Origin of the sequence: Exiguobacterium sp. (assembly GCF_020832205.1) — a bacterium.
Lineage (GTDB): Bacteria > Bacillota > Bacilli > Exiguobacteriales > Exiguobacteriaceae > Exiguobacterium.
The window spans coordinates 193,504-215,734 of sequence record NZ_JAFIFD010000033.1; the positions used below are offsets into that span (position 1 = coordinate 193,504).

A 22,231-nucleotide genomic window follows, 5' to 3' on the forward strand; every position below is an offset into this window, starting at 1 on the left:
AACAGTTGATTGGAGTGAAGGACATGTATCATGCGAAAAAACGGTGGGTGTATCCGGAAGCGGATACGGCCGCTGTCGAACGAATCCAAACCGAACTGAATATATCGGAGCAACTCGCGACGTTGCTCGTCGAACGCGGCCATCACGAAGTGGAGGCGGCGAAAGCGTTTCTCCACATCGAGGACGAGCTCACGTTCCACGACCCGTACTTGTTTGAACAGATGGACAAAGTCGTCAAACGCTTGAAACAGGCGGCTGATGACGGGGAGATGGTCCTCATTTACGGCGACTATGACGTCGACGGGGTGAGCGCTTCGGCCGTCATGTGGCACGCTTTGACGGAGATCGGCGTCATGGCCGAGTGTTATATCCCGAACCGGTTCACGGAAGGATACGGTCCGAACAAGGAAGCGTTCAGTTGGGCGGCGACGGAAGGGTTCACGCTCATCATCACCGTCGACTGCGGCATCTCTGGGATCGAAGAGGCGGCGCTGTTGAAGGAACTTCAAGTTGATTTGATCATCACCGATCACCACGAGCCGAAAGAGACGCTCCCTGATGCGTTCGCCATCATCCATCCGCATCTCGATGCGTCGTACCCGTACGACAAGTTGGCCGGTGCCGGCGTCGCTTTGAAAGTGGCACACGCCGTCCTCGACCGGATGCCCGACGAGTTGCTCGACTTGGCCGTCCTTGGAACGATCGCCGACCTCGTGCCGCTCGACGGGGAAAACCGTCTGCTCGCCAAACTCGGTCTCAAGGCGCTCGATGAGTCGAAACGTCCGGGTATCCTTGCTTTGCGCGAAGTGTGCGCTTTGACGGACGCACCGCTGAACGAGGAATCGGTCGGTTTCGCGTTCGGACCGCGGATCAATGCGGCCGGACGCCTCGATTCGGCGATGCCTGCGCTGCAGATGCTCCTCGCCGAGACGGAAGCGGAAGCGCTCGAGCTCGCCAAACAACTCGATAAACAGAACAAAGAGCGTCAAGACATCGTCAAGACGATCGCCAAAGAAGCGACGGAACTCGTCGAGGCATCGATGACGGACGACCGCGTCCTCGTCGTCGCCAGCGAACGGTGGAATCCCGGTGTCGTCGGAATCGTCGCGTCACGGCTCGTCGAAGCGTATTATCGCCCGGTCATCCTGCTCTGCCACGATCCGAAGACGGGGAAGGCGAAAGGTTCGGGCCGCTCGATTGACGGCTTCGACTTGTTCAAAGAGTTGTCGAAGAATGAAGATATTTTGCCGCACTTCGGTGGGCACCCGGCTGCCGCCGGGATGACGCTCTTGTCAGAAAACGTCGCCGAACTGCGGAAACGGTTGAACGAACAAGCGGAGTTGATCCCGGACGAGACGTTCGTCGCCCGGGTGAACGTCGATTTGAAACTTGATGTGAACGATGTGACGCTCGACTTGATCGCAGAGATCGGCAAGCTCGCTCCGTTCGGGATGGGAAACCCGTCGCCACGCGTCGTCGTGTCAGATGCGCGTCTGCGCGACATCCGACAAATCGGCCGCGATAATTCCCATTTGAAAGTGCAACTCGCCGGTGACAAGCGTGAACTTGACGGCATCGGTTTTGGTTTCGGCCACGTCGTCTCAGAAATTTCTAAGATGGCCCACGTCTCGCTCATGGGCAGTCTGCAAGTGAACGAATGGAACGGGATGCGAAAGCCTCAGCTCATGATTCAAGACATGCGCGTCGATGATTTCCAAGTGTTCGATTATCGCGGCAAGAAGAATTCGCGGCAAGAGCTGAATGACTTGCCGAAAGACGCGACTTCCTTCGTCTCGTTCCAAGGGACGGATGAGACGTTCCCGCTTCATGAAGGCGATGAGCCGCTCAATCGATTCGTCGTGTTGCTCGATTTGCCGGATGATGAGTCTGAGCTAGCTGAGCGTCTGCACGAAGGGGTCGAACGTGTCTACTGTGCGTTCGGTCAAGGCGGGGGATCGTTCTTCGAGAAATTGCCGACACGAGAAGATTTCCGAACATACTACGTCCATATGGCGACGTGCGAACGGAAAAACTTGCGAGAAAACTTGATTCGTTTGTCAATCGAGCGAAAATGGTCAAAAAATACGATTCAATTTATGCATCAAGTATTCTCTGAACTCGAATTTCTTGTTACAATGGAAGACGGACTGCCTGGAGTAAATCCAGAAGCGCCGAAACGTGATTTGACCGAAGCGCCATGCTATAAACGTCGAGTCGGGAAACAACAACTCGAAGAGCGTTACGTCTATGCGTCGTTGGCGGAACTAAAAGAGCGGTTACAAACGTTGCGATCGAACAAGATGCAGGAGGCTTACTCATAAAATGGATTTCAAACAACATATTAAAGAAGTAGCGGATTACCCGAAAGAAGGAATCAGCTTCAAAGACATCACGTCACTTATGCAAGACGGTGTCGCTTATAAAAAAGCAGTGGACGAACTCGTCACGTATGCACAGGAGCGCGGCGCAGAACTCATCGCCGGTCCTGAGGCACGCGGTTTCGTCGTCGGTTGCCCGGCCGCTTACGCGCTCGAGATCGGTTTCGTGCCGGTCCGTAAAGAAGGCAAATTGCCGCGCGAGACGGTTCGCGTCGCTTATGGCCTCGAATACGGGACAGACATTTTGACGATGCACAAAGATTCGATCAAACCAGGTCAACAAGTCGTCATCTTGGACGACTTGCTCGCGACGGGCGGCACGATCGAAGCGACGATCAAAATGATCGAACAACTTGGCGGCGTCGTTGCCGGAATCGGGTTCTTGATCGAACTTGACGGCCTTGGAGGACGGGAACGTCTCGAAGGATACGACGTGTTCTCACTCATCCGCTACGAAGACTGATTCGAAGGGAAGCGTTTCGCTTCCCTTTTTTGAATAGTTTTTGAGGAAAATAACCCGCAACCTTTGACAGGTCGTCAGATTTTTTTGATAATAGTAAGTAAAATTAGAATATATATGAACGTTTACTACTACCATGCTGCGTCGAATCCGAGACGATTGGGGCGGTAAGAAAAAGGGTGTCGAATGTTATGACCAAAAAACAAATCGTAAGTATTGAGGACCTTCTCGACGCGCTCGGGGAGTATATGAGTGAAGACGATATTGCTGAAGTGAAACGCGCTTACGAATACGCAAAACTGCATCATACCGGTCAGTTCAGACGTTCCGGCGAACCTTACATCCTCCACCCGGTCCAAGTGGCCGGGATTCTCGTCGATATCGGGTTGGACGCGACGACGATCATCGGGGCACTCCTGCATGACGTCGTCGAGGACACGGACGTGACGCTCAAAGAGCTCGCGGACGAATTCGGTGCGGATGTGGCCATGCTCGTCGATGGCGTGACGAAGCTCGGGAAAATCAAGTACAAGTCGAAAAAAGAAGAGCTCGCCGAGAATCATCGCAAGATGATCATCGCGATGGCAGAAGATGTGCGGGTCATCTTGATTAAGCTCGCCGACCGTCTCCACAACATGCGGACGCTTCAACATATGCCGAAAGAGAAGCAAGTCCAAAAGGCCGAGGAGACGCTCGAGATTTTCGCCCCGCTCGCACACCGGATGGGGATCTCGACGATCAAGTGGGAGCTCGAAGATATTTCGCTACGATATATCAATCCGCAGCAATACTACAAGATCGTCTCGATGATGAAACAAAAGCGCACCGAGCGGGAAGCGCTCGTCACGTCGGTCATCACGGAAGTGAACGCTGTCCTCGAGGAAGTGAGCATCGAGGCGGATGTGAACGGTCGCCCGAAACATATTTATTCCATCTATAACAAGATGGTGAAACATAAGAAAGAATTCAATGAGATTTATGATTTGATGGCCGTCCGGATCATCGTCGATTCGATTCGTGACTGCTACGCCGTCCTCGGTATCATCCATACGCAGTACAAGCCGATGCCGGGCCGGTTCAAAGACTATATCGCCATGCCGAAACCAAACATGTATCAGTCGCTTCACACGACGGTGATCGGACCGAAAGGTGAGCCGCTCGAAGTGCAGATTCGAACGAAAGACATGCACTTCATCGCCGAGTTCGGGATCGCCGCACACTGGGCGTATAAAGAAGGGAAGAACGTCGCGACGAACGGGTTCGATGAGAAAATCGCCCATCTTCGCGAAATTCTTGAACTGCAAAAAGACACGACGGACGCAGAAGAGTTCATGGAGTCGCTAAAAGTCGATTTCTTCAGCGACATGCTCTACGTCTTCACGCCGAAAGGCGACGTCTTCGAGTTGCCGAAAGGATCGGTCCCGATCGACTATGCGTATCGCATCCACACCGAGATCGGCCACCGGATGACGGGCGCTAAAGTGAACGGACGGATGGTGCCGCTCGACCATAAACTCGAGACGGGTGACATCATCGAGATCATCACGTCGAAACATAGTTACGGTCCGAGCAAGGACTGGCTCAAACTCGCTGTCTCGAGCCAAGCGAAGAACAAGATTCGCCAATGGTTCAAACGTCAACAACGTGAAGAGAACGTCGAGAAAGGGAAAGAACTCGTCGACGTCGAGATCAAAAAACTCGGCTTCGAGCCGAAAGAAGTCATCGACGACCAATCGATCAGCGTTGTCGTTGAGAAGTTCAACTTCGGCAATGAAGAAGAGATGTACGCCGCTGTCGGCTATCACGGCATCACCGCCGCGCAAGTCGCGCACAAGTTGACCGAGAAGCAACGGAAAGAGCCGAAACTCGAGCTGTCTGATGCGATCAACGAGCTGAAAGTGAGCCAATCGCCGAAGAAGAAGACGGCCGAGGCCGGCGTCTCCGTGAAAGGAATCGACAACATGCTCATCCGGATGAGCCGATGCTGTAACCCGGTGCCGGGCGATGAGATCGTCGGCTATATCACGCGCGGGCGCGGCGTGTCGATTCACCGGAAAGACTGCTTGAACATCATCAACGAGCAGCATCCGGAACGGCTTCTCACGGTCGAGTGGGAAGCGGGTCAGGCGAAAGAGAAGAACTACAACGTCGATATCGAGATTACTGGATATGACCGTTCGGGACTGTTGAACGACGTGCTCCAAGCCGTCTCGGCGACGAACACGAACATCGTCGCCGTCAGCGGACGCGGGGACACGAACAAACAAGCTCGCATCTCGATGACGATTTCGATCCCGAACGTGAACCATTTGCAAAAAGTCGTCGACCGGATCAAGCAGATTTCGGACGTGTACTCGGTGAGCCGAGTCATGATGACGTGACGAAAGGAAGATTTTAAGTGCGTGTATTGTTGCAACGAGTAAAACAAGCATCCGTCACCGTCGACGAGGAAATCGTCGGCGCGATCGACGCCGGCTACCTGCTCCTCGTCGGGGTCACCCATGAGGACACGGAAGCGGAAGTGAACTGGCTTGCCGATAAAGTGGCCGGTCTCCGTGTGTTTGAAGACGCGAATGAGAAGATGAACTTGTCGATTCAAGACGTCGCTGGAAAAGTGTTGTCGGTGTCCCAGTTCACGCTCTACGGCGACACGCTAAAAGGACGACGGCCGGCCTTCACGCAGGCCGCGAAGCCTGACGTCGCCGAGACGCTCTATGAGCAGTTCAACGCCCGTCTTCGCACGCACGGTCTCGTCGTCGAGACCGGAACGTTCGGGGCGATGATGGACGTCGCGCTCGTCAACGACGGACCGGTGACGCTCATGCTCGAAAAAAACGCTTGACAGAAGGTGTCAAAATTCGGCATCATGAAGCATATAACCTAACACCTGTGATAAAGAAGAGTACGGTCACCCCACCAGTAAAGAGAGCGATGCCGAGGCTGAAAGCATCGACTGGATGATGACCCGAACGACACTTTGGAGGTGCTTCCTTGAACTTCAGTAGGGGAAGCCGTTTCATCGGGCGTTAACCGATTTCGAGTGGCAGAGTTTCAAGCATTGGCTCTGCAACGAGGGTGGTACCACGGGAAACCTAGACAGGCTCTCGTCCCTTTGCGGACGAGGGCCTTTTTTGTATTTTAAGGAGGGAATGTTGATGAAAGCACCACGCGGTACACAAGACCTGCTCCCGGGCACGGTCGAAACGTGGCAATATGTCGAAGAGAAATTACGCGACATCAGTGCCCGTTATAACTATAAAGAGATTCGCACGCCAATCTTTGAGACGACCGACCTGTTCACACGCAGCGTCGGCGAGACGACGGACATCGTCCAAAAAGAGATGTTCACGCTCGTGAAAAAAGGCAAGGACGAGTACACGCTCCGTCCGGAAGGGACGGCCTCGGTCGTCCGCGCTTTCGTCACGAACAAGCTGTTCGGGAGCCCCGACCAGCCGACAAAGTTGTATTACATGGGTCCGATGTTCCGCTATGAGCGTCCGCAAAAAGGCCGCTTCCGCCAACTGCACCAATACGGTGTCGAGGCGATCGGCAGCAGTGACCCGGCCGTTGACGCCGAAGTCATCAGTCTCGCCTATTCGATCTACAAATCGTTCGGTTTGAAAAAAATCAAAGTCGTCGTCAACTCGCTCGGGGACGCCGAGAGCCGTAACGCCCACCGCGAAGCGCTCATCCGTCACTTCGAGCCGGTCGCGAGTGAACTATGCCAGGATTGTCAGACGCGGCTTCACCAAAACCCGCTCCGCGTCCTCGACTGTAAAGTCGACCGCGACCACCCGGCGATGAAGTCGGCGCCGTCGATTCTCGATTTCTTGAACGCGGAATCGAAAGCTTACTTCGACAAAGTGCTCGAGCACTTGGACGCGCTCGGTGTCGCATACGTTGTCGATCCGACGCTCGTCCGTGGTCTTGACTACTACACGCACACGGCGTTCGAGATCATGTCAGAAGCAGAGGGCTTCGGCGCCATCACGACGCTGTGCGGCGGGGGACGCTATAACGGTCTCGTCCAAGACATCGGCGGGCCGGACATGCCGGGAATCGGTTTTGGCATCGGTCTCGAGCGACTCATTCTCGCGCTCGAGAACGAAGGGGTGCTGCCGGAGCTTGAGACTGGCCTTGACGTCTTCGTCGTCGCCCAAGGCGGCAAAGAAGTCGAAGTGACAGCGACACGCCTGTTGCAACTGCTTCGCATCGAAGGCTTCAAAGCGGACCGTGATTATCTCGGACGCAAGTTCAAAGGGCAATTTAAACAAGCCGACCGGTTGAAAGCGTCGTTCACCGTCATCCTCGGAGATGATGAAGTCGAACGCGGGTCAGCTTCCCTCAAGGTCATGGCGACCGGGGAACAAGTCGACGTGCCGCTCTCGGCCGTCGCAGACAAAATTCGTGAACTATCGGAAGGAGCAGGACAATGATCGGACGCACACATATGAACGGCCGCGTGACAGAGTCACTCATCGGTCAAGAAGTACAACTTAAAGGATGGGTACAGAAACGTCGTGACCTCGGAGGCCTCATCTTCATCGACCTTCGTGACCGGACGGGCATCGTCCAAGTCGTCGTTCGCCCAGAAAACGAATCGGTCCACCAACTCGCCGAATCGATCCGCAGCGAATACGTCTTAGACATTAAAGGGACCGTCCTCGAACGCGAGAACAAGAACCCGAACATGCCGACCGGAAACGTCGAAGTCATCGCTTCAGAGATCAACATCTTGAATGCGGCGAAGATGACACCAATTCCGATCGGGGACGAGGCCGAGAACGTCTCAGAAGACCTTCGTCTCAAATATCGTTACCTCGACCTTCGTCGTCCGGCGCTCCAAGAGACGTTCCGTCTCCGTTCGAAAGCGTCGAACACGATCCGGAACTTCTTGACGGAAGAGGAGTTCCTCGAAGTCGAGACACCGATCTTGACGAAGTCGACACCAGAAGGCGCGCGTGACTATCTCGTCCCGAGCCGTGTCCACGGCGGTGAGTTCTACGCGCTCCCGCAATCACCGCAGTTGTTCAAACAGCTCTTGATGGTGGCCGGATTCGATCGTTACTTCCAAATCGCACGCTGCTTCCGTGACGAAGACCTTCGGGCCGACCGTCAACCGGAATTCACACAAGTCGACATCGAGACGAGTTTCATGGACGTCGAAGACTTGATGGCGATGATGGAGTCGATGATGGCGCAAGTGATGGAAGCGACGCTCGGTCGCACCGATACGCCAGCGAAGTTCGAACGCATGACGCACGCGGAAGCGATGCGCCGTTTCGGTTCAGACAAGCCGGACACACGTTTCGGTCTGGAACTGATCGACGTCGCCGACGCCGTCACAGGCGCGGGCTTCAAAGTGTTCGATATGGCGCTCGAGTCAAACGGACACGTGAAAGCGATCAACGTCAAAGGCGAGGCCGACAAGTTCTCGCGTAAAGACATCGACAAGCTTCAAGAGTTCACGGCCGTCTACGGCGCGAAAGGACTCGCGTGGCTCAAAGTGACGGCAGAAGGCTTGAACGGACCGATCGCCAAGTTCTTCGACGAGACGTATGCAGCGAAATTGATCGAAGCGACGAACGCGGAAGCGGGCGACCTTCTTCTCTTCGTGGCAGCAAAACCGACGGTCGTCGCTGACAGCCTCGGCGCCCTTCGCGTCAAGCTCGGTCATGAGCTCGGTCTCATCGACGAGTCGAAGTTCAACTTCCTTTGGGTGACGGACTTCCCGCTCGTCACGTTCGAAGAAGAAGACGGCCGCTTCTACGCCAACCACCACCCGTTCACGATGCCAAACCGCGAAGACCTCCATCTTCTCGAGACAGACCCGGCGAGCGTACGCGCGCTCGCTTATGACCTCGTCTTGAACGGCTACGAGCTCGGCGGCGGATCGCAACGGATTTATGAGCGCGACATTCAAGAGCGCATGTTCAAACTGCTCGGCTTCACAGAAGAAGAAGCGGTCGACCAGTTCGGCTTCTTGCTCGAAGCGTTCGAATACGGCACACCGCCACACGCTGGTATCGCACTCGGTCTCGACCGTCTCGTCATGATCCTCGCGGGTCGTTCGAACCTTCGTGACACGATTGCCTTCCCGAAAACGGCATCGGCGAGCTGTCTGTTGACGCAAGCTCCGAGCCCGGTCGCGGACGCGCAACTTGAAGAGTTGTCGATCCGGACAGCGGTGAAAGAGAAGAAATAACTTGTAGTTACAAGGACCCGTCAATTGGCGGGTCTTTTTTCGTATATGTAAAGAAGGGAAATGATGTTATGATTATGGGATAAATTGTATTTTTGAAAGTGGGGAAAAGATGAGAATAAAAAAACGAGCGACAACGGTCGGGCTGACGCTCGGATTGGCGGCCATTTTATCGGGGTGTTTCGAGGAAACGAAGGCGACACCGCCAGTCGAGGAAGTCGCCAAGGAGACGGCAACAAAATCAGAGCCTGTGAACGCCGGTACGATTTCATTGTCGCATGCCGGGGAAGTTAAATCATTCGGGGAAGTGAATACATATGACCTCTCGTTATTCTTCGCCGATCAATCACCGATGATCGCACCGGAGCATATCGTCGACACGCGAATCGTCTATACGCATTCGACGGGGGAAACGACTCATGAAGTGTTCGTCTATGACACGGAAGAGGCGTCCAATCAATCGGTTTACAAAACGAATCAAACGATTGGGAACCTCGTCGGAATCAAAGACGAGTTGGTATGGCTTGAGTATGAACGGGTCGAAGGTGATGCCTTCTCCTGGACGATGTACCGGATGAAGTTGAATGAAACGGAGCCGACTGAACTTGACAAGGGGCTTAGCGCGTTTCAGACGCCTCCCCCGCATGTGGTCACATCAGAAGATGGCTTCATGTGGGTCGACTATGTGGCCTCAGAGGCGGTGACGACGTCAAGTCTGGTGCAGTACTCGCCGACGGAACGTACGATTGAAACGCTACGGACGTACACGCTGCAAGAAGGAGAAAACCGAGACGGTGAGTACGCATTCGACTACCGCGGCGGTATGAACGGTGGCATCGTCCATCAAAGCCTCTTCGAACAAGGGGACAAAACGACGAGGCTCGTGTCGGTCGATGGTGCGTTTGACGAAGAGATGGACGCATTGATTGATTTTGAGACGGGGACCGATTATGTGGCGCTCGGCAAAGAAGGACGAGCGGTATTTATCAAGAAGTCATCGTCTGAAACGTTTGAGCATAGAAGTTCGCAGACGAAAATCACGTTCGATGCGTTTCGTTTCCTCGATGACGACCGAATCCTTTTCCGTGAAGGGATGAATCGATTGTTGATTGCGGACTTGAGCCAAGAGAGCGTGGCGACAATACCGAACACGGGCGGGATGACGTCGAAACCGATTTTTGTCGACGGGCGTGTGGCCTATGGGGTGCTAAAAGATGATGGGTTGATTACATTCAATACGATTGAGCTCGATTGAAGCATTAGAAAACGTCACTCCAACTTTTTAGGAGTGACGTTTTTCTGCGCTATTCGATGATGCTAAGTTTTCGTACGTATCAGAGTAGATTGAGGGCTAGCTCTTGTCCATTCTCTACTCTTTCTGGTCATTCATTTTCTTCGCTGTTTGCTGAAGCGCGAACCCGAACGCGAACAACGACACGATCACCGCCGTCATCGTATAGACGGAATCGGTGAAAGCGAGATAGATGCCGAACAGGCCGAGCCCGAAGCTGAAGATGAACCATAGCCAGAGGCTCGGATGGTCTCGTAACGCTTGTTTCATGCGCTCGGTACGTTCAACTGGCAACCGGTCCCGTCGGTCACGAGCAAGTTCGAATTGAACACTTGGCCGTTGCTCTTCAAGACGAGTGACCGTTTATCGTCACGATAGTCGATGATCATGTCTTCGTCTAAGAACACTTTCGTCCAGTTCTTGATGAGGACGGGTCCGATGTTCGAGTCGATCTCGACGTCTTCCGGTGTCGTCTCGGTCACATAGCGGATCTCGAAGATGCCGCTGTTGCCGCAGCCGCAACCTTCCGTCTCGTAAAACAAGTGCATCTGTCCGTCACGGTCACCTTTCAAGGCGTTGATGCGCTCTATCGCGCGTTCTGTAATGTGTACGTTCATATGAATCACTCCTTATGTTCATTATACATCGTCTGAAAAAAGATTGAAAAAGACGTGCTTCTCATTTTCCTCTTCCTGTAAAGAGGCGTAAACTAATGGGATAGAAGGGGGAAAAGAAATGATTTCACGTTTTTTTAGTTATTATCGTCCACATAAGAAGTTATTCATCCTTGATTTCTCGTTCGCCATCCTCGTCGGCCTGCTCGAGCTCGGCTTTCCGCTCGCCGTCCAATGGTTCATCGACGACCTGTTGCCAGGGGGCGAATGGAACTGGATCATCATCATCAGCATCGGCTTGCTCATTCTGTACATACTCGCCATGATGATGCAATACGTCGTCAACTACTGGGGGCATAAGCTCGGCATCAATATCGAGACCGATATGCGCGAAGAGCTGTTCACCCACATCCATAAGCAGTCGTTTCGTTTCTTTGACAACCATAAGACCGGTCACTTGATGAGCCGGGTGACGAACGACTTGTTCGATATCGGCGAAGTGGCGCACCACGGGCCGGAAGATTTCTTCATCGCCATCATGACGTTGCTCGGTGCGTTCGGGATCATGTTCTCGATCGATCCGCAACTCGCGCTCGTCACGGTCGTCGCCGTGCCGTTCCTTGTCATCATGATTACATACGCCAATAAGAACATGAACAAGGCGTGGCAAAAGATGTATACGAACATCGGGGAAGTGAACGCCCGCGTCGAGGATAGCGTCTCCGGTGCGCGCGTCGTCCAATCGTTCACGAACGAGACGTTCGAGATCGATCGCTTCCAAAAAGACAATAACTTTTACCGCGGCTCGAAGATCGAGGCGTATCGGGTCATGAGTAAGTCGCTCGCCGGCATCTACATCACGACGCGGCTCATGACGTTGCTCGTTCTCGTCTACGGGGCGTATTTAACGTATCAAGGCCAGTTGTCTTACGGTCAGCTCGTCGGGTTCATCTTGTATATGAACTTGCTCATCAAACCGATCGAGAAGATCACGGCACTCCTTGAGATGTATCCAAAAGGGATGGCCGGCTTCAAGCGGTTCACCCAGCTCTTAGATGAGGCGCCGGACATCGAGAACCGTCCGGACGCACTCGACGTCAAGACGTTAAAAGGAAATATCGCGTTCCACGACGTGTCGTTCGGCTACTCGGACTACCGCCAAGTGTTGACGCATATCGACCTCGACATCGAGTCGGGTACGACGGTCGCTCTCGTCGGGACGAGCGGGGCCGGCAAGACGACGATTTGTTCGCTCATCCCGCGTTTTTATGACGTGACGGATGGGGCGATCACGATCGACGGCATGGACATCCGCGATATGACGAAAGAGAGCCTGCGCCGTCAAATCGGTATCGTGCAACAAGACGTGTTCTTGTTCGCCGGGACGCTGCGGGAAAATATCTCCTACGGCAAGCTCGACGCGACGGATGAAGAAATCATGCACGCGGTCGAGAAAGCGCACTTGAACTCGCTCGTCGAAGAGTTGCAATATGGGCTCGAGACGCAAATCGGAGAGCGGGGCTTGAAGCTGTCGGGCGGACAGAAGCAACGGATCGCCATCGCCCGCATGTTCTTGAAAAATCCGCCGATTTTGATTTTGGACGAGGCGACGTCCGCGCTCGATACCGAGACGGAAGCGATCATTCAAGATTCGCTCAACGAACTCGCGGCCGATCGAACGACGCTCATCATCGCCCATCGCCTCGCGACCGTGAAAAATGCCGACCGCATCCTTGTCGTCACATCGGACGGCATCGTCGAGGACGGGACGCACGATGAACTGAGCAAACAAGGCGGCGTTTTCGCCGGACTGCTCAGACGTCAACAACTGTAACATTCAGACCGCCATCAGATTTCTGGTGGCGGTGTTGCGTGATGCGGGTATAGACAAACAGGAACGAGAAGAAATGAGGAGGAAATCCAATGATGATGAAAGCTGTTCAAGTGACAGGGTACGGGGATGTCGACCAATTACAAGTCGTTGATCTTCTGCCCCCGAGCCCGAAACAAGATGAAGTGCTCGTTCGCGTGAAGGCGTGCGGCATCAACAATACTGAGATTTGGATGCGGGAAGGGGCGTACGGGACGGACGAGGAGTCAGGCTGGCGCCCGGAAGGCGTCCAGTTCCCGCGGATTCCTGGCTCCGACATTACGGGAGAAGTCGTTGAAGTCGGCAGCGGGATGGATGACTCGATGATCGGTCGGCGCGTCGTCTTGTTCCCGTTCACTTCGAGCGGACAAGACGGCGAAGAGCATATCGCCGACGATATGTCGTTCATCGGCTCGGAATACGACGGCGGTTACGCCGAGTATGTCGCCTGGCCGGCCGCACTTTGTTACGACATGCCGCTCGACAGTTTTGTCGACAGCGCCGCGTTCTCGGTGAGCGGGCTGACGGCGTGGCACATGAACGAACAAATCGACATTCAACCGGGACAGACGATCGTCGTCACGGGAGCGAGCGGCGGGGTCGGTTCACTCAACGTCCAAATCGCGGCGAACGTCCACGGCGCGAACGTGTACGCCATCGTCGGGGATTTAAAAGAAGCGGATAAGTTGAAAGCGCTCGGCGCGAGCCGCGTCTTTTCCTATCGCTCCGAGACGTTAGCGGACGAGATTCTTGAAGCGAACGGCGGACCAGTCGATGCGGTGCTCGACGTCGTCGGCGACGCGTTGTTCAAGACGTCGTTTGAGATTTTAAAGAACGGCGGGAAGTTCTGCATTTCCGGGTCGGCCGGCGGACAGACGACACACCTCGATTTTCGGACGCTTTACTTGAAGCACATCACGATGTACGGTTCCGTCCTCGGGACACGTGAAGAGTTCAAGGCGATGCTCGATGCCATCGCGGCAGGCCGGATCAAACCGGTCATCGACCGCACGTTCCCGCTCGTCGAGGCGCGAGCTGCCCAGACGTACTTCAAACAAAAAGGAAAGTTCGGGAAGATCGTGCTCCTACCGTGACAACAAAAGAGGCAACCGGTGCGAGCATCCGGTTGCCTCTTTTGTTAGGCGATATCCACTTTCAGACGGTCGATGAACGAGACGAGCCGCCGGAACTGTTCGAGCCAAAATTGAAAGAACGGACCGATCAAGAAAATCGACAGCACCGTCCCGAAGAAAACCGGACCACCGAGTACCCAACCGATCAGACAAGCTGTCAGCTCCATCCACGTCCGCATCATGCGGACAGACGTGTTGAAGCGGTCGGCCAAAGCGAGCGTTAACCCGTCGCGCGGACCGGCCCCGTATCCGATGGCAACGTAAAGACCGGCTCCCATCCCGATGACGAAGATGCCGAGGACGAGCCAGCCGACGTTCAAAGCGATGCCGTCAAGCCGAGGCAGCCATTGGTGGTCGAGGATCAGGTTCATGAACACCCCGACAAAGATGGCGTTGACGAGCGTCCCGAACTGGGGACGGATACGGTCGAGTATGTACTTGACCAACACGAGCAACAGCCCGACGAGCAGAATGATCGTCCCGACCGAGATCGGGGTATGGCGGGCGAGGCCGAGATGAAGGACGTCCCACGTCGAGACGCCGAGGTCGGCCGTGATCATCATCGATGAGCCGAGGGCGAGGAGGAACAAGCCGCCCATGAACAATGCCCACTTCAACGTGATGCGCAAAGATTGTACCCATACCGCTTGCATGTGTGTCGCCTCGTTTCCCTAAAATGTTCCATCATCATATCACAATTCAGATTGTGGCAAGAAAAAAAGCGCTTCAGACGTCGTCTGAAGCGCTCGTGATTATTTTTTAGGAGTCGATGATTTTTTTGCTTTGTTCTTTTTATAGTAATCGTAGACGAACGGAGCGACCGCCGTCGCGACTTTAATGAGTGTACCGAATTTACCTTTTCTAGCCATGTTGCTGCACCCCTTTCTGTTCTAATGATGTATATTCCACACGTGGCGGAATTGAAAACATGTTTCGTGCAGGTTGAGCGGTTTCTTCTACTCACCAACTAGGCATAATGAAAAGAGGGGGTGGCGCAATTGAAAACGATCATCTGGTACGGAAACGATTTAAGGGTCGACGACCATCTTCCGTTAGAAACTGCGTTACGGCACGACGACCCGGTCGAAGGGCATTATTTTATCCGGGCGGAAGAGTTAATCGAAAATCGATTTGGTGTCACACCGATCGGACCGAGACGGCTACAGTTTTTATATGAATCGCTCGAAGATTTAAGTGGTTCGCTCAACGCACTCGGCATTCCGTTATACGTGCACGTCGGGCATCCGCTCGATATTCTCGACCACACCGACCGCCTGTTGTTCCAGCGCTCGCTCGGCTATAATGAACGATCGCGCGAACAAGACGTCACGGCAAAGTGGAAAGGAGAATGGCACGCGTTCGACGGCTTCACGCTTTATCCGCGTGCAGAGATCCCGTTTGAGCGCATGCCGTTTCTTTTCACGGAGTTCCGAAAAGCGGTCGAACCTGACGCGAGACCGGAACGGCCCATTGACCGAAAGTGCGAAGGGGAAGCGCGTTCCATCGAGTTCCCGGTCGCATATGAACGGCCGGAGCGTGACACCCGTACCGCCTTCCCGTTCCGAGGCGGGGAACGGGCGGGCCGAGCGCGGCTCGCCGCCTATTTGAACGGTCCCGTCCGGACGTATAAAGAGACACGGAACGGCTTTGGCGTCGACGACTCGTCAAAACTGTCGGCGTATCTTGCCAACGGGTCGTTGTCGCCGCGCCGTGTGTTGCATGAGTTAGAGACGCATGAGCGGGAGAACGGGGCGAACGAGTCGACGTACTGGCTCTATTTCGAACTGCTCTGGCGAGAATTCTTCCAATGGGTCGCCCTCGAACAAGGGGTGCGCCTCTTCCGGGCGCAAGGCATCCGCTCGAAAGAGAAGTCGTGGCGTGTGGACGCTGACGTCATCGAGCGTTGGCAAACCGGTCAGACCGGCGTTCTTTTCGTGGACGCGTTCATGCGAGAATTGAACGCGACCGGATGGATGTCGAACCGGGGCCGTCAAATCGTCGCGAGTTATTTCACGAAAGAGCTCGGACAAGATTGGCGCATCGGGGCAGCGTACTTTGAAGCGAATTTGATTGATTACGACGTCGCGAGCAACTACGGAAACTGGGCGTACCAAGCCGGCGTCGGCAACGACTCGCGCGACCGACGGTTCAACGTCAGCCGGCAACAAGAAATCTACGACCCGACCGGTGCGTTTCGTAACACGTGGTTGTGACGAAACTGTCACGAGAAGTCATCGTTTCTGATTGACTTCTTTTTATAGACAAGCTATAGTAAAGGCAACAGATGGGATACCTGAGGTGTACGAGAGCCGCCTTCGTTATTTTGAGCCAACACTTTGAATACGGGAGACCGAACTGCTATCCAGATCAACTGCCTCATCACGTGCAGGAGGACTTGTGAAGGGGACGCTAGGTCACCCACCTGCTTAAGCAGGTTCAAAAGCAGGGCATCGTCACGGCACTCCGGGCCCCATCGATTTTATTTGTAAAAACGTCGCTAGACGTCTTTTTTTTGATTATAATTCCGAGTAAAATAGTGCGAGAAATAGAGATAAAGTGGAGGAAGAGTATGTTACACCAATTTTCACGTAATGAGTTAGCCATCGGTCAAGAAGGTATAGAAACATTGAAAGGGAAGACGGTCGCCATTCTTGGAGTCGGCGGTGTCGGCTCATTCGCAGCCGAAGCGCTCGCGCGGAGCGGCGTCGGACGGATCGTCCTTGTCGATAAAGACGACATCGACATTACAAACGTCAACCGCCAAATCCATGCGCTCCTGTCAACGGTCGGGCAACCGAAAGTTGAAGCGATGGGGACACGTCTGCTTGATATCAACCCCGATCTCGAGCTCGTCAAATTGAAGATGTTTTATACAGAAGAGACGTTCGAGGAGTTCTTTGCCCAAAACATCGACTTTGTCATCGACGCCTCGGACACGATCATTTACAAGATTCATTTGATCGTCGAGTGTAAGCGCCGCGGTATCCCGGTCATCTCGAGCATGGGAATGGCCAACAAGATGGATCCGACACGCATTCAAGTCATCGACATCAAAGATACGTCGTACGACCCGATCGCGAAGATGGTCCGGACCCGTCTGCGGAAAGAGAACATCTATAAAGGAGTGCCGGTCGTGTTCTCGGACGAGTCACCGATCGTGACGCGCGAAGACGTGAACGAGGTCGTCGGGAAAAAAGACGCTCCGATCCGCAAAGCGAAGATGCCGCCGAGCTCGAACGCGTTCGTCCCGTCGGTTGCTGGCCTCGTCGCAGCCGGTTACGTCATCAATGAAATGCTCGAGACAGCCGGTGTCGAGATCAATCGTATCCAAAAATGATAAAACGACGCCGACTCGAGTGAGTCAGCGTCGTTTTTCCCAATACTCGAGCCGCTTTTGTACTTGTTGCTCGAAGCCGCGGGATGTCGGTGTATAATAATTCGGACGTTTTCGGGCCAAGTTTTCCGGCCAGTAGTTTTGGGCGACGAACCCGTCTTTCTCATCGTGCGGATACTTGTAACCGGCGCCGTTCCCGAGTTCACGGGCCCCAGGGCTATGGGCATCCCGGAGATGGACGGGAACAGGCCCGCCTTCGACCGTCCGGACGTGATGTAGCGCCTTGTCGATGGCGGTGATGACCGCGTTCGACTTCGGTGCCGTCGCCAAGTAAAGCACGGCCTCGGCAATCGGGATGCGCGCCTCAGGGAAACCGATATATTCACTCGCCCGCGCCGCCGCATCGACGATGACGAGGGCGTTCGGGTCGCTCATACCGATGTCTTCGGCCGCATGGACGTAAAGCCGGCGCATGATGAAGCGCGGCGATTCTCCGGCCTCGATCATGACGGCAAGCCAATATAACGCCGCGTCCGGGTCCGAGCCACGAATCGACTTGATGAACGCCGAGATGACGTCATAGTGCCGGTCCCCGGTCTTATCGTATTTGATCGCTTTTTGTTGCACCGATTCTTCGGCGACTTCAAGCGTGAGATGAATGACCCCATCGATTTCGGGTGTCGTCAAGACGGCGAGTTCGAGTCCGTTCAACAGCACACGATAGTCACCGTCCGCCATTTTGATATAATGGTCAACAGCCGCCTCGTCGATTTGAACGGGATAGTTGCCGAACCCTCTTTTGTCGGTAAGCGCCCGTTCGAGGACGACGCGAAGTTCGTCTGATCCTGGCGGTTCGAGCCGAAATACGGTCGCACGCGACAACAACGCCGCGTTCACTTCGAAACTTGGATTTTCGGTAGTCGCCCCGATCAAGATGAGCTTTCCGGCTTCTAGTGCCGGTAGCAGGGCGTCTTGTTGCAACTTATTGAAGCGATGAATCTCGTCTAAAAACAAAATCGTCCGCTCATTCTCGAAGTCGTAACGCGATTCGGCTTCGCGGATGACGCTGCGCAGTTCGTCGAGTTTCGCCGTGACGGCGTTCAGCTGGACGAACGTCGCTTTCGTATAGTTCGAGATGACCCGGGCGAGCGTCGTCTTGCCCGTTCCCGGCGGTCCGTAAAGAATGATCGTGCCGAGCCGATCGGCCTCGATGGCGCGGCGAAGCAATTTCCCTTCACCGATAATGTGCCGTTGACCGATGACTTCGTCTAACGTCTCGGGGCGTAGCCGGTTGGCAAGCGGACCGCCATTCGATTGCTGAAATAAATCACTCATACGTACACATTCCTTTCGACAAACGTTTGTTCGAACAGTATAACAGAAGGAGACATGAAGATGAAAATATCTACAAAAGGTCGCTACGGACTAACGATCATGATCGCCCTTGCCCGTGAGACCGACAACAAGCCACTCAGCTTGAAGAAAATTGCAGCCCGTCACGAATTGCCGGAGCATTATTTAGAACAGTTGATCGGTCCGCTCCGGAACGGCGGCCTCGTCAAGAGCGTCCGCGGTGCATATGGGGGCTACCAGCTCGTCAAGCCGGCCGAGGATATCACGGCCGGAGAAATCATCCGTTTGCTCGAAGGACCGCTCACGATTGTCGAAGACTCAGAAGCAGACGATGCGGTGAAGCGGAAGCTGTGGGATAAAATCAAAGTGGCGATTGAGACGGTGCTCGATGAGACGACACTCGCCGATTTGGCCGAAGAAGACACGAACGGCTACATGTTTTACATTTAAGGACGAGGTGAACGAAGATGAACTATTTTGATCATGCCGCCACGACCCCGATGCGCAAAGAAGTGCTCGAGGCGATGACGCCATACTTTTTAGAACAGTACGGGAACCCGTCGAGCATCCACGCCATCGGACGGACTGCCCGGGCCGCGCTCGATGAGGCCCGTCGGTCACTGGCCCGGTTCGTCGGGGCGACGCCGAACGAGATCGTGTTCACGTCGGGCGGCACCGAGTCTGACAACTACGCGTTGTTCGGCGCGGCGTACGCGAATCAACATAAAGGGAAACATGTGATTACGACGAAAGTCGAGCACCATGCCGTCCTGCACGCGATGGAGCAACTCGAGCGGGACGGGTTCGAAGTGACCTATCTCGATGTCGACGCGACGGGAACGGTGACGCTTGAATCCGTTCGTGCCGCGCTCCGGGATGATACGATTCTCGTCTCGGTCATGTATGGGAACAATGAGGTCGGCACCCTTCAGCCGATCGCCGAAATCGGTGAAGTGCTCAGCGGCCACCAAGCGCTCTTCCACACGGACGCGGTCCAAGCGCTCGGGACGGAAGCGATTGACGTCAAGGTGCTCGGTGTCGATTTGTTGTCGGCATCGGCCCATAAAATCAACGGGCCGAAAGGTATCGGTTTTCTTTTTATAAAAACAGGTGTAAAATTAGCGACGCGTTCTTTTGGTGGCCAACAAGAACGGAAACGTCGAGCCGGCACGGAAAACGTTCCAGGTGCCGTCGGATTTAAAACAGCGGCTGAACTCGTCATGGCCGAACGGACAGAGCGGGTCGTGACTTATGAAGCGTTGGCGGACGCGTTATGCGGTCGTCTTGATGCACTCGGGGTCGAGTTTGAAGTGAACGGGGCGAATCGTTTGCCCCACATCGTCAACTTGTATCTTCCGGGCATCGAGCTCGAACCGTTCCTCATCATGATGGACATGCGCGGTGTCGCCATCTCGAGCGGGAGCGCCTGCACGGCCGGGTCGATCGAACCGTCGCACGTATTGACGGCGATGTTCGGGTCCTCGGACCGCACGCATCAGTCGGTCCGCATCAGTTTCGGACTCGGCAACTCGGTCGAAGACGTGGAGCGGCTCGCCGAACGGCTTTCTGAAGTCGTCTCGACATTCACGAACGGAGTGAGAAAATGAACTTACGTACAAAAGCCCCTGCAGACACGACGGTTGTCGTCGGGATGTCAGGCGGCGTCGATTCATCGGTGACGGCCCATCTCTTGAAAGAACAAGGGTATAACGTCATCGGGATCTTTATGAAAAACTGGGATGACACGGACGAAAACGGTGTGTGTACGGCGACGGAAGACTATGAAGACGTCATCGCCGTTGCGAACCAAATCGGCATCCCTTATTACGCGGTCAATTTCGAGAAAGAATATTGGGACCGCGTGTTCGAATATTTCTTGGCCGAGTACCGTCTCGGACGGACGCCGAACCCGGACGTCATGTGCAACAAGGAAATCAAATTTAAAGCGTTCCTCGACCATGCGCTTCGTCTCGGTGCCGACTTCGTCGCGACCGGACATTACGCACGCGTCGATTACGTCGACGGAGAGCACCGGCTTCTCCGCGGAAAAGATGACAATAAAGACCAGACGTACTTCTTGAACCAACTGTCGCAAGACCAGCTCGCGCGGACGATGTTCCCGATCGGGCATATGGACAAAAAAGACGTCCGTGTCATCGCCGAAGCGGCCGGTCTCGCGACGGCGAAGAAGAAAGACTCGACAGGGATTTGCTTCATCGGGGAGCGGAACTTCAAAGAGTTCCTCTCGGAATATTTGCCGTCACAGCCAGGTGCCATGCAGACGCTTGACGGTGTCGTCAAAGGACGCCACGACGGGCTTATGTATTATACGCTCGGTCAACGCCATGGTCTCGGCATCGGCGGCGACGGGGACCCATGGTTTGTCGTCGGAAAGAACGTGGAAGCAAACATTCTTTACGTCGGACAAGGGTTCCATCACGATGCGCTCTATTCAGACGCGCTGCTCGCCTCGAAACTATCGTGGACAGGTGCCGCGCCTGAGGGTGAGTTCCGGGCGACGGCGAAGTTCCGGTACCGTCAACAAGACGTGCCGGTGACGATCGCACCGCTTGAGAACGGGGAAGTGCTCGTCAAGTTTGATGAGCCGCAACGCGCCATCACGCCAGGACAAGCCGTCGTCTTTTATGACGGCGACACTTGCCTCGGCGGGGCGACGATTGACGAAGCGTATCGAAACGGAAAACGACTCGACTATATCGGATGAGGTGATGACTGTGAACGCAAACGAATTAGGCATCCAAGCGATGCAACAAGGCGAGTTTGAACAAGCGGCCAAACATTTTAACGCCGCAATCGAAGCTGACTCGTCGGACCCGACAGGTTACGTCAATATGGGGACGCTCCTTCAAGCGATCGGGGACCACGATCGGGCTGTCGTCTTTTACGATAAAGCGCTCGAACTCGACAGCGCGTTCGGTGCGGCCCACTATGCGAAAGGAGCGCTCGCCTATGAGCTCGAGCAGCTCGACTTGGCCGAGGCTTCGCTTCGTCAGGCGCTTCTCGCCGGGATGAACGATGCGGACTTGCACTTCATGCTCGGGTTGACGTACAAAGCGATGGGCGACTTCGTCCGTGCCTTGCCTCGCCTCCGGGAAGCGCAAGAGCAATCGCCGGAAGACGTCGAGATCTCGTTCCAGTACGGGCTCGCGCTCGCGCAAAACGAACAGCTCGACTTGGCCGTCGAGGCACTTGAGATGACGCTCGACCTCGACGCGTCGCATACGGACGCACGCTACAACTTGGCAATCGCTTACGCGTTCCTCGGGGAACAAGACAAGACGTACGCCGAGCTCGAACGTGTGCTCGAACTGCAACCGGACCACGCACTCGCATACGACGCGAAAGCGAAAATGGACGAGTTGCTCGGAAACTGACTACGAAAAGCGCCTCTCGCGAATTTGCGAGAGGCGCTTTGTTTTCGTCGACGTCAGGAAACGATTTCCCCGGCGAACCAGACGAACACGTTCAAAATCGTCAACAAAAACGTGCAGGCGAACGCGAGATAGCTCCACACGACACGCTTTCCTGATCGAGCTCGGCGGACACCGTCCATCAAGATGAGGGAAGTCGCACCG

At 54.7% G+C, this 22,231-nt stretch carries 19 protein-coding genes, 1 other RNA gene and 1 other annotated feature; of the genes, 16 read left to right on the top strand and 4 right to left on the bottom strand.

Annotation, left to right across the window (positions count from 1 at the left end):
- Positions 1-23: 23 nt before the first annotated feature.
- The 7 genes from recJ (at position 24) to JJU47_RS08490 (ending at position 10,295) form a co-directional block, all read left to right on the top strand.
- Entirely contained in the window at positions 24-2,321 is a 2,298-nt protein-coding gene (gene recJ / locus JJU47_RS08460; RefSeq protein WP_228618201.1) for a single-stranded-DNA-specific exonuclease RecJ, read from the top strand.
- Between the two features lies 1 nt (position 2,322).
- Positions 2,323-2,841 carry an adenine phosphoribosyltransferase gene (locus tag JJU47_RS08465; RefSeq protein WP_024369891.1) on the top strand — a complete coding sequence of 173 codons (519 nt, stop codon included), beginning with the start codon at positions 2,323-2,325 and terminating at the stop codon, positions 2,839-2,841.
- 188 nt (positions 2,842-3,029) lie between these two features.
- Positions 3,030-5,219 (top strand): RelA/SpoT family protein, encoded by a 2,190-nt coding sequence (locus JJU47_RS08470; RefSeq protein WP_228618203.1) that lies wholly within the window; start codon positions 3,030-3,032, stop codon positions 5,217-5,219.
- Between the two features lie 17 nt (positions 5,220-5,236).
- Entirely contained in the window at positions 5,237-5,680 is a 444-nt protein-coding gene (gene dtd / locus JJU47_RS08475; protein WP_228618205.1) for a D-aminoacyl-tRNA deacylase, read from the top strand.
- Positions 5,681-5,718: 38 nt separating this feature from the next.
- Positions 5,719-5,953, top strand: a binding site (T-box leader).
- Positions 5,954-5,993: 40 nt separating this feature from the next.
- Positions 5,994-7,274: a histidine--tRNA ligase gene (hisS, locus tag JJU47_RS08480; RefSeq protein ID WP_300997681.1), complete on the top strand. Its 1,281-nt coding sequence runs from the start codon at positions 5,994-5,996 to the stop codon at positions 7,272-7,274.
- On the top strand, positions 7,271-9,043 hold the full coding sequence (aspS, locus tag JJU47_RS08485) for an aspartate--tRNA ligase (RefSeq protein WP_228618210.1): 1,773 nt from the start codon (positions 7,271-7,273) through the stop codon (positions 9,041-9,043). The genes hisS and aspS overlap by 4 nt, the downstream gene beginning before the upstream one ends.
- Before the next feature lie 109 nt (positions 9,044-9,152).
- Positions 9,153-10,295 carry a hypothetical protein gene (locus tag JJU47_RS08490; protein WP_228618212.1) on the top strand — a complete coding sequence of 381 codons (1,143 nt, stop codon included), beginning with the start codon at positions 9,153-9,155 and terminating at the stop codon, positions 10,293-10,295.
- A gap of 114 nt (positions 10,296-10,409) precedes the next feature.
- On the opposite strand, the gene JJU47_RS08495 is transcribed toward JJU47_RS08490, so the two are convergent.
- Both JJU47_RS08495 and JJU47_RS08500 read right to left on the bottom strand, forming a co-directional pair.
- Entirely contained in the window at positions 10,410-10,625 is a 216-nt protein-coding gene (locus tag JJU47_RS08495; RefSeq protein WP_228618216.1) for a hypothetical protein, read from the bottom strand.
- Positions 10,598-10,948 (bottom strand): iron-sulfur cluster biosynthesis family protein, encoded by a 351-nt coding sequence (locus JJU47_RS08500; protein WP_228618219.1) that lies wholly within the window; start codon positions 10,946-10,948, stop codon positions 10,598-10,600. Before JJU47_RS08500 ends, JJU47_RS08495 begins: the two co-directional genes overlap by 28 nt.
- A gap of 118 nt (positions 10,949-11,066) precedes the next feature.
- Between JJU47_RS08500 and JJU47_RS08505 the strand changes: the two genes are divergently transcribed.
- Both JJU47_RS08505 and JJU47_RS08510 read left to right on the top strand, forming a co-directional pair.
- The gene (locus tag JJU47_RS08505) at positions 11,067-12,779 is read left to right on the top strand and encodes an ABC transporter ATP-binding protein (RefSeq protein WP_228618222.1); all 1,713 of its coding nucleotides are present in this window, start codon (positions 11,067-11,069) and stop codon (positions 12,777-12,779) included.
- Positions 12,780-12,874: 95 nt separating this feature from the next.
- Positions 12,875-13,909, top strand: a complete 1,035-nt coding sequence (locus JJU47_RS08510) for a zinc-binding dehydrogenase (protein ID WP_228618249.1) — start codon at positions 12,875-12,877, stop codon at positions 13,907-13,909.
- 44 nt (positions 13,910-13,953) lie between these two features.
- On the opposite strand, the gene JJU47_RS08515 is transcribed toward JJU47_RS08510, so the two are convergent.
- Positions 13,954-14,601 carry a YczE/YyaS/YitT family protein gene (locus JJU47_RS08515; protein ID WP_228618224.1) on the bottom strand — a complete coding sequence of 216 codons (648 nt, stop codon included), beginning with the start codon at positions 14,599-14,601 and terminating at the stop codon, positions 13,954-13,956.
- Positions 14,602-14,937: 336 nt separating this feature from the next.
- On the opposite strand from JJU47_RS08515, the gene JJU47_RS08520 reads away from it, so the two are divergent.
- From JJU47_RS08520 to JJU47_RS08530, 3 genes are all read left to right on the top strand, one after another.
- On the top strand, positions 14,938-16,161 hold the full coding sequence (locus JJU47_RS08520) for a DASH family cryptochrome (RefSeq protein ID WP_228618226.1): 1,224 nt from the start codon (positions 14,938-14,940) through the stop codon (positions 16,159-16,161).
- A gap of 74 nt (positions 16,162-16,235) precedes the next feature.
- Positions 16,236-16,422: non-coding RNA, 6S RNA (gene ssrS / locus JJU47_RS08525), on the top strand.
- A 95-nt stretch (positions 16,423-16,517) separates the two neighbouring features.
- Positions 16,518-17,285: a tRNA threonylcarbamoyladenosine dehydratase gene (locus JJU47_RS08530; protein ID WP_228618228.1), complete on the top strand. Its 768-nt coding sequence runs from the start codon at positions 16,518-16,520 to the stop codon at positions 17,283-17,285.
- Positions 17,286-17,309: 24 nt separating this feature from the next.
- Here JJU47_RS08530 and JJU47_RS08535 read toward each other — a convergent pair whose 3' ends face one another.
- Positions 17,310-18,617: a replication-associated recombination protein A gene (locus tag JJU47_RS08535; protein ID WP_228618230.1), complete on the bottom strand. Its 1,308-nt coding sequence runs from the start codon at positions 18,615-18,617 to the stop codon at positions 17,310-17,312.
- Between the two features lie 60 nt (positions 18,618-18,677).
- Between JJU47_RS08535 and cymR the strand changes: the two genes are divergently transcribed.
- The 4 genes from cymR to JJU47_RS08555 are packed head-to-tail and all read left to right on the top strand — an operon-like array spanning position 18,678 to position 22,030.
- Positions 18,678-19,085: a cysteine metabolism transcriptional regulator CymR gene (gene cymR, locus JJU47_RS08540; RefSeq protein WP_024369905.1), complete on the top strand. Its 408-nt coding sequence runs from the start codon at positions 18,678-18,680 to the stop codon at positions 19,083-19,085.
- A gap of 17 nt (positions 19,086-19,102) precedes the next feature.
- Complete coding sequence (locus JJU47_RS08545) at positions 19,103-20,242, top strand: cysteine desulfurase family protein (RefSeq protein WP_228618232.1); 1,140 nt, start codon at positions 19,103-19,105, stop codon at positions 20,240-20,242.
- A complete protein-coding gene (gene mnmA, locus JJU47_RS08550; RefSeq protein ID WP_228618234.1) occupies positions 20,239-21,360 on the top strand; it encodes a tRNA 2-thiouridine(34) synthase MnmA in 1,122 nt (373 codons plus the stop codon). The genes JJU47_RS08545 and mnmA overlap by 4 nt, the downstream gene beginning before the upstream one ends.
- Before the next feature lie 4 nt (positions 21,361-21,364).
- On the top strand, positions 21,365-22,030 hold the full coding sequence (locus tag JJU47_RS08555; RefSeq protein ID WP_228618236.1) for a tetratricopeptide repeat protein: 666 nt from the start codon (positions 21,365-21,367) through the stop codon (positions 22,028-22,030).
- Positions 22,031-22,231: the final 201 nt, after the last annotated feature.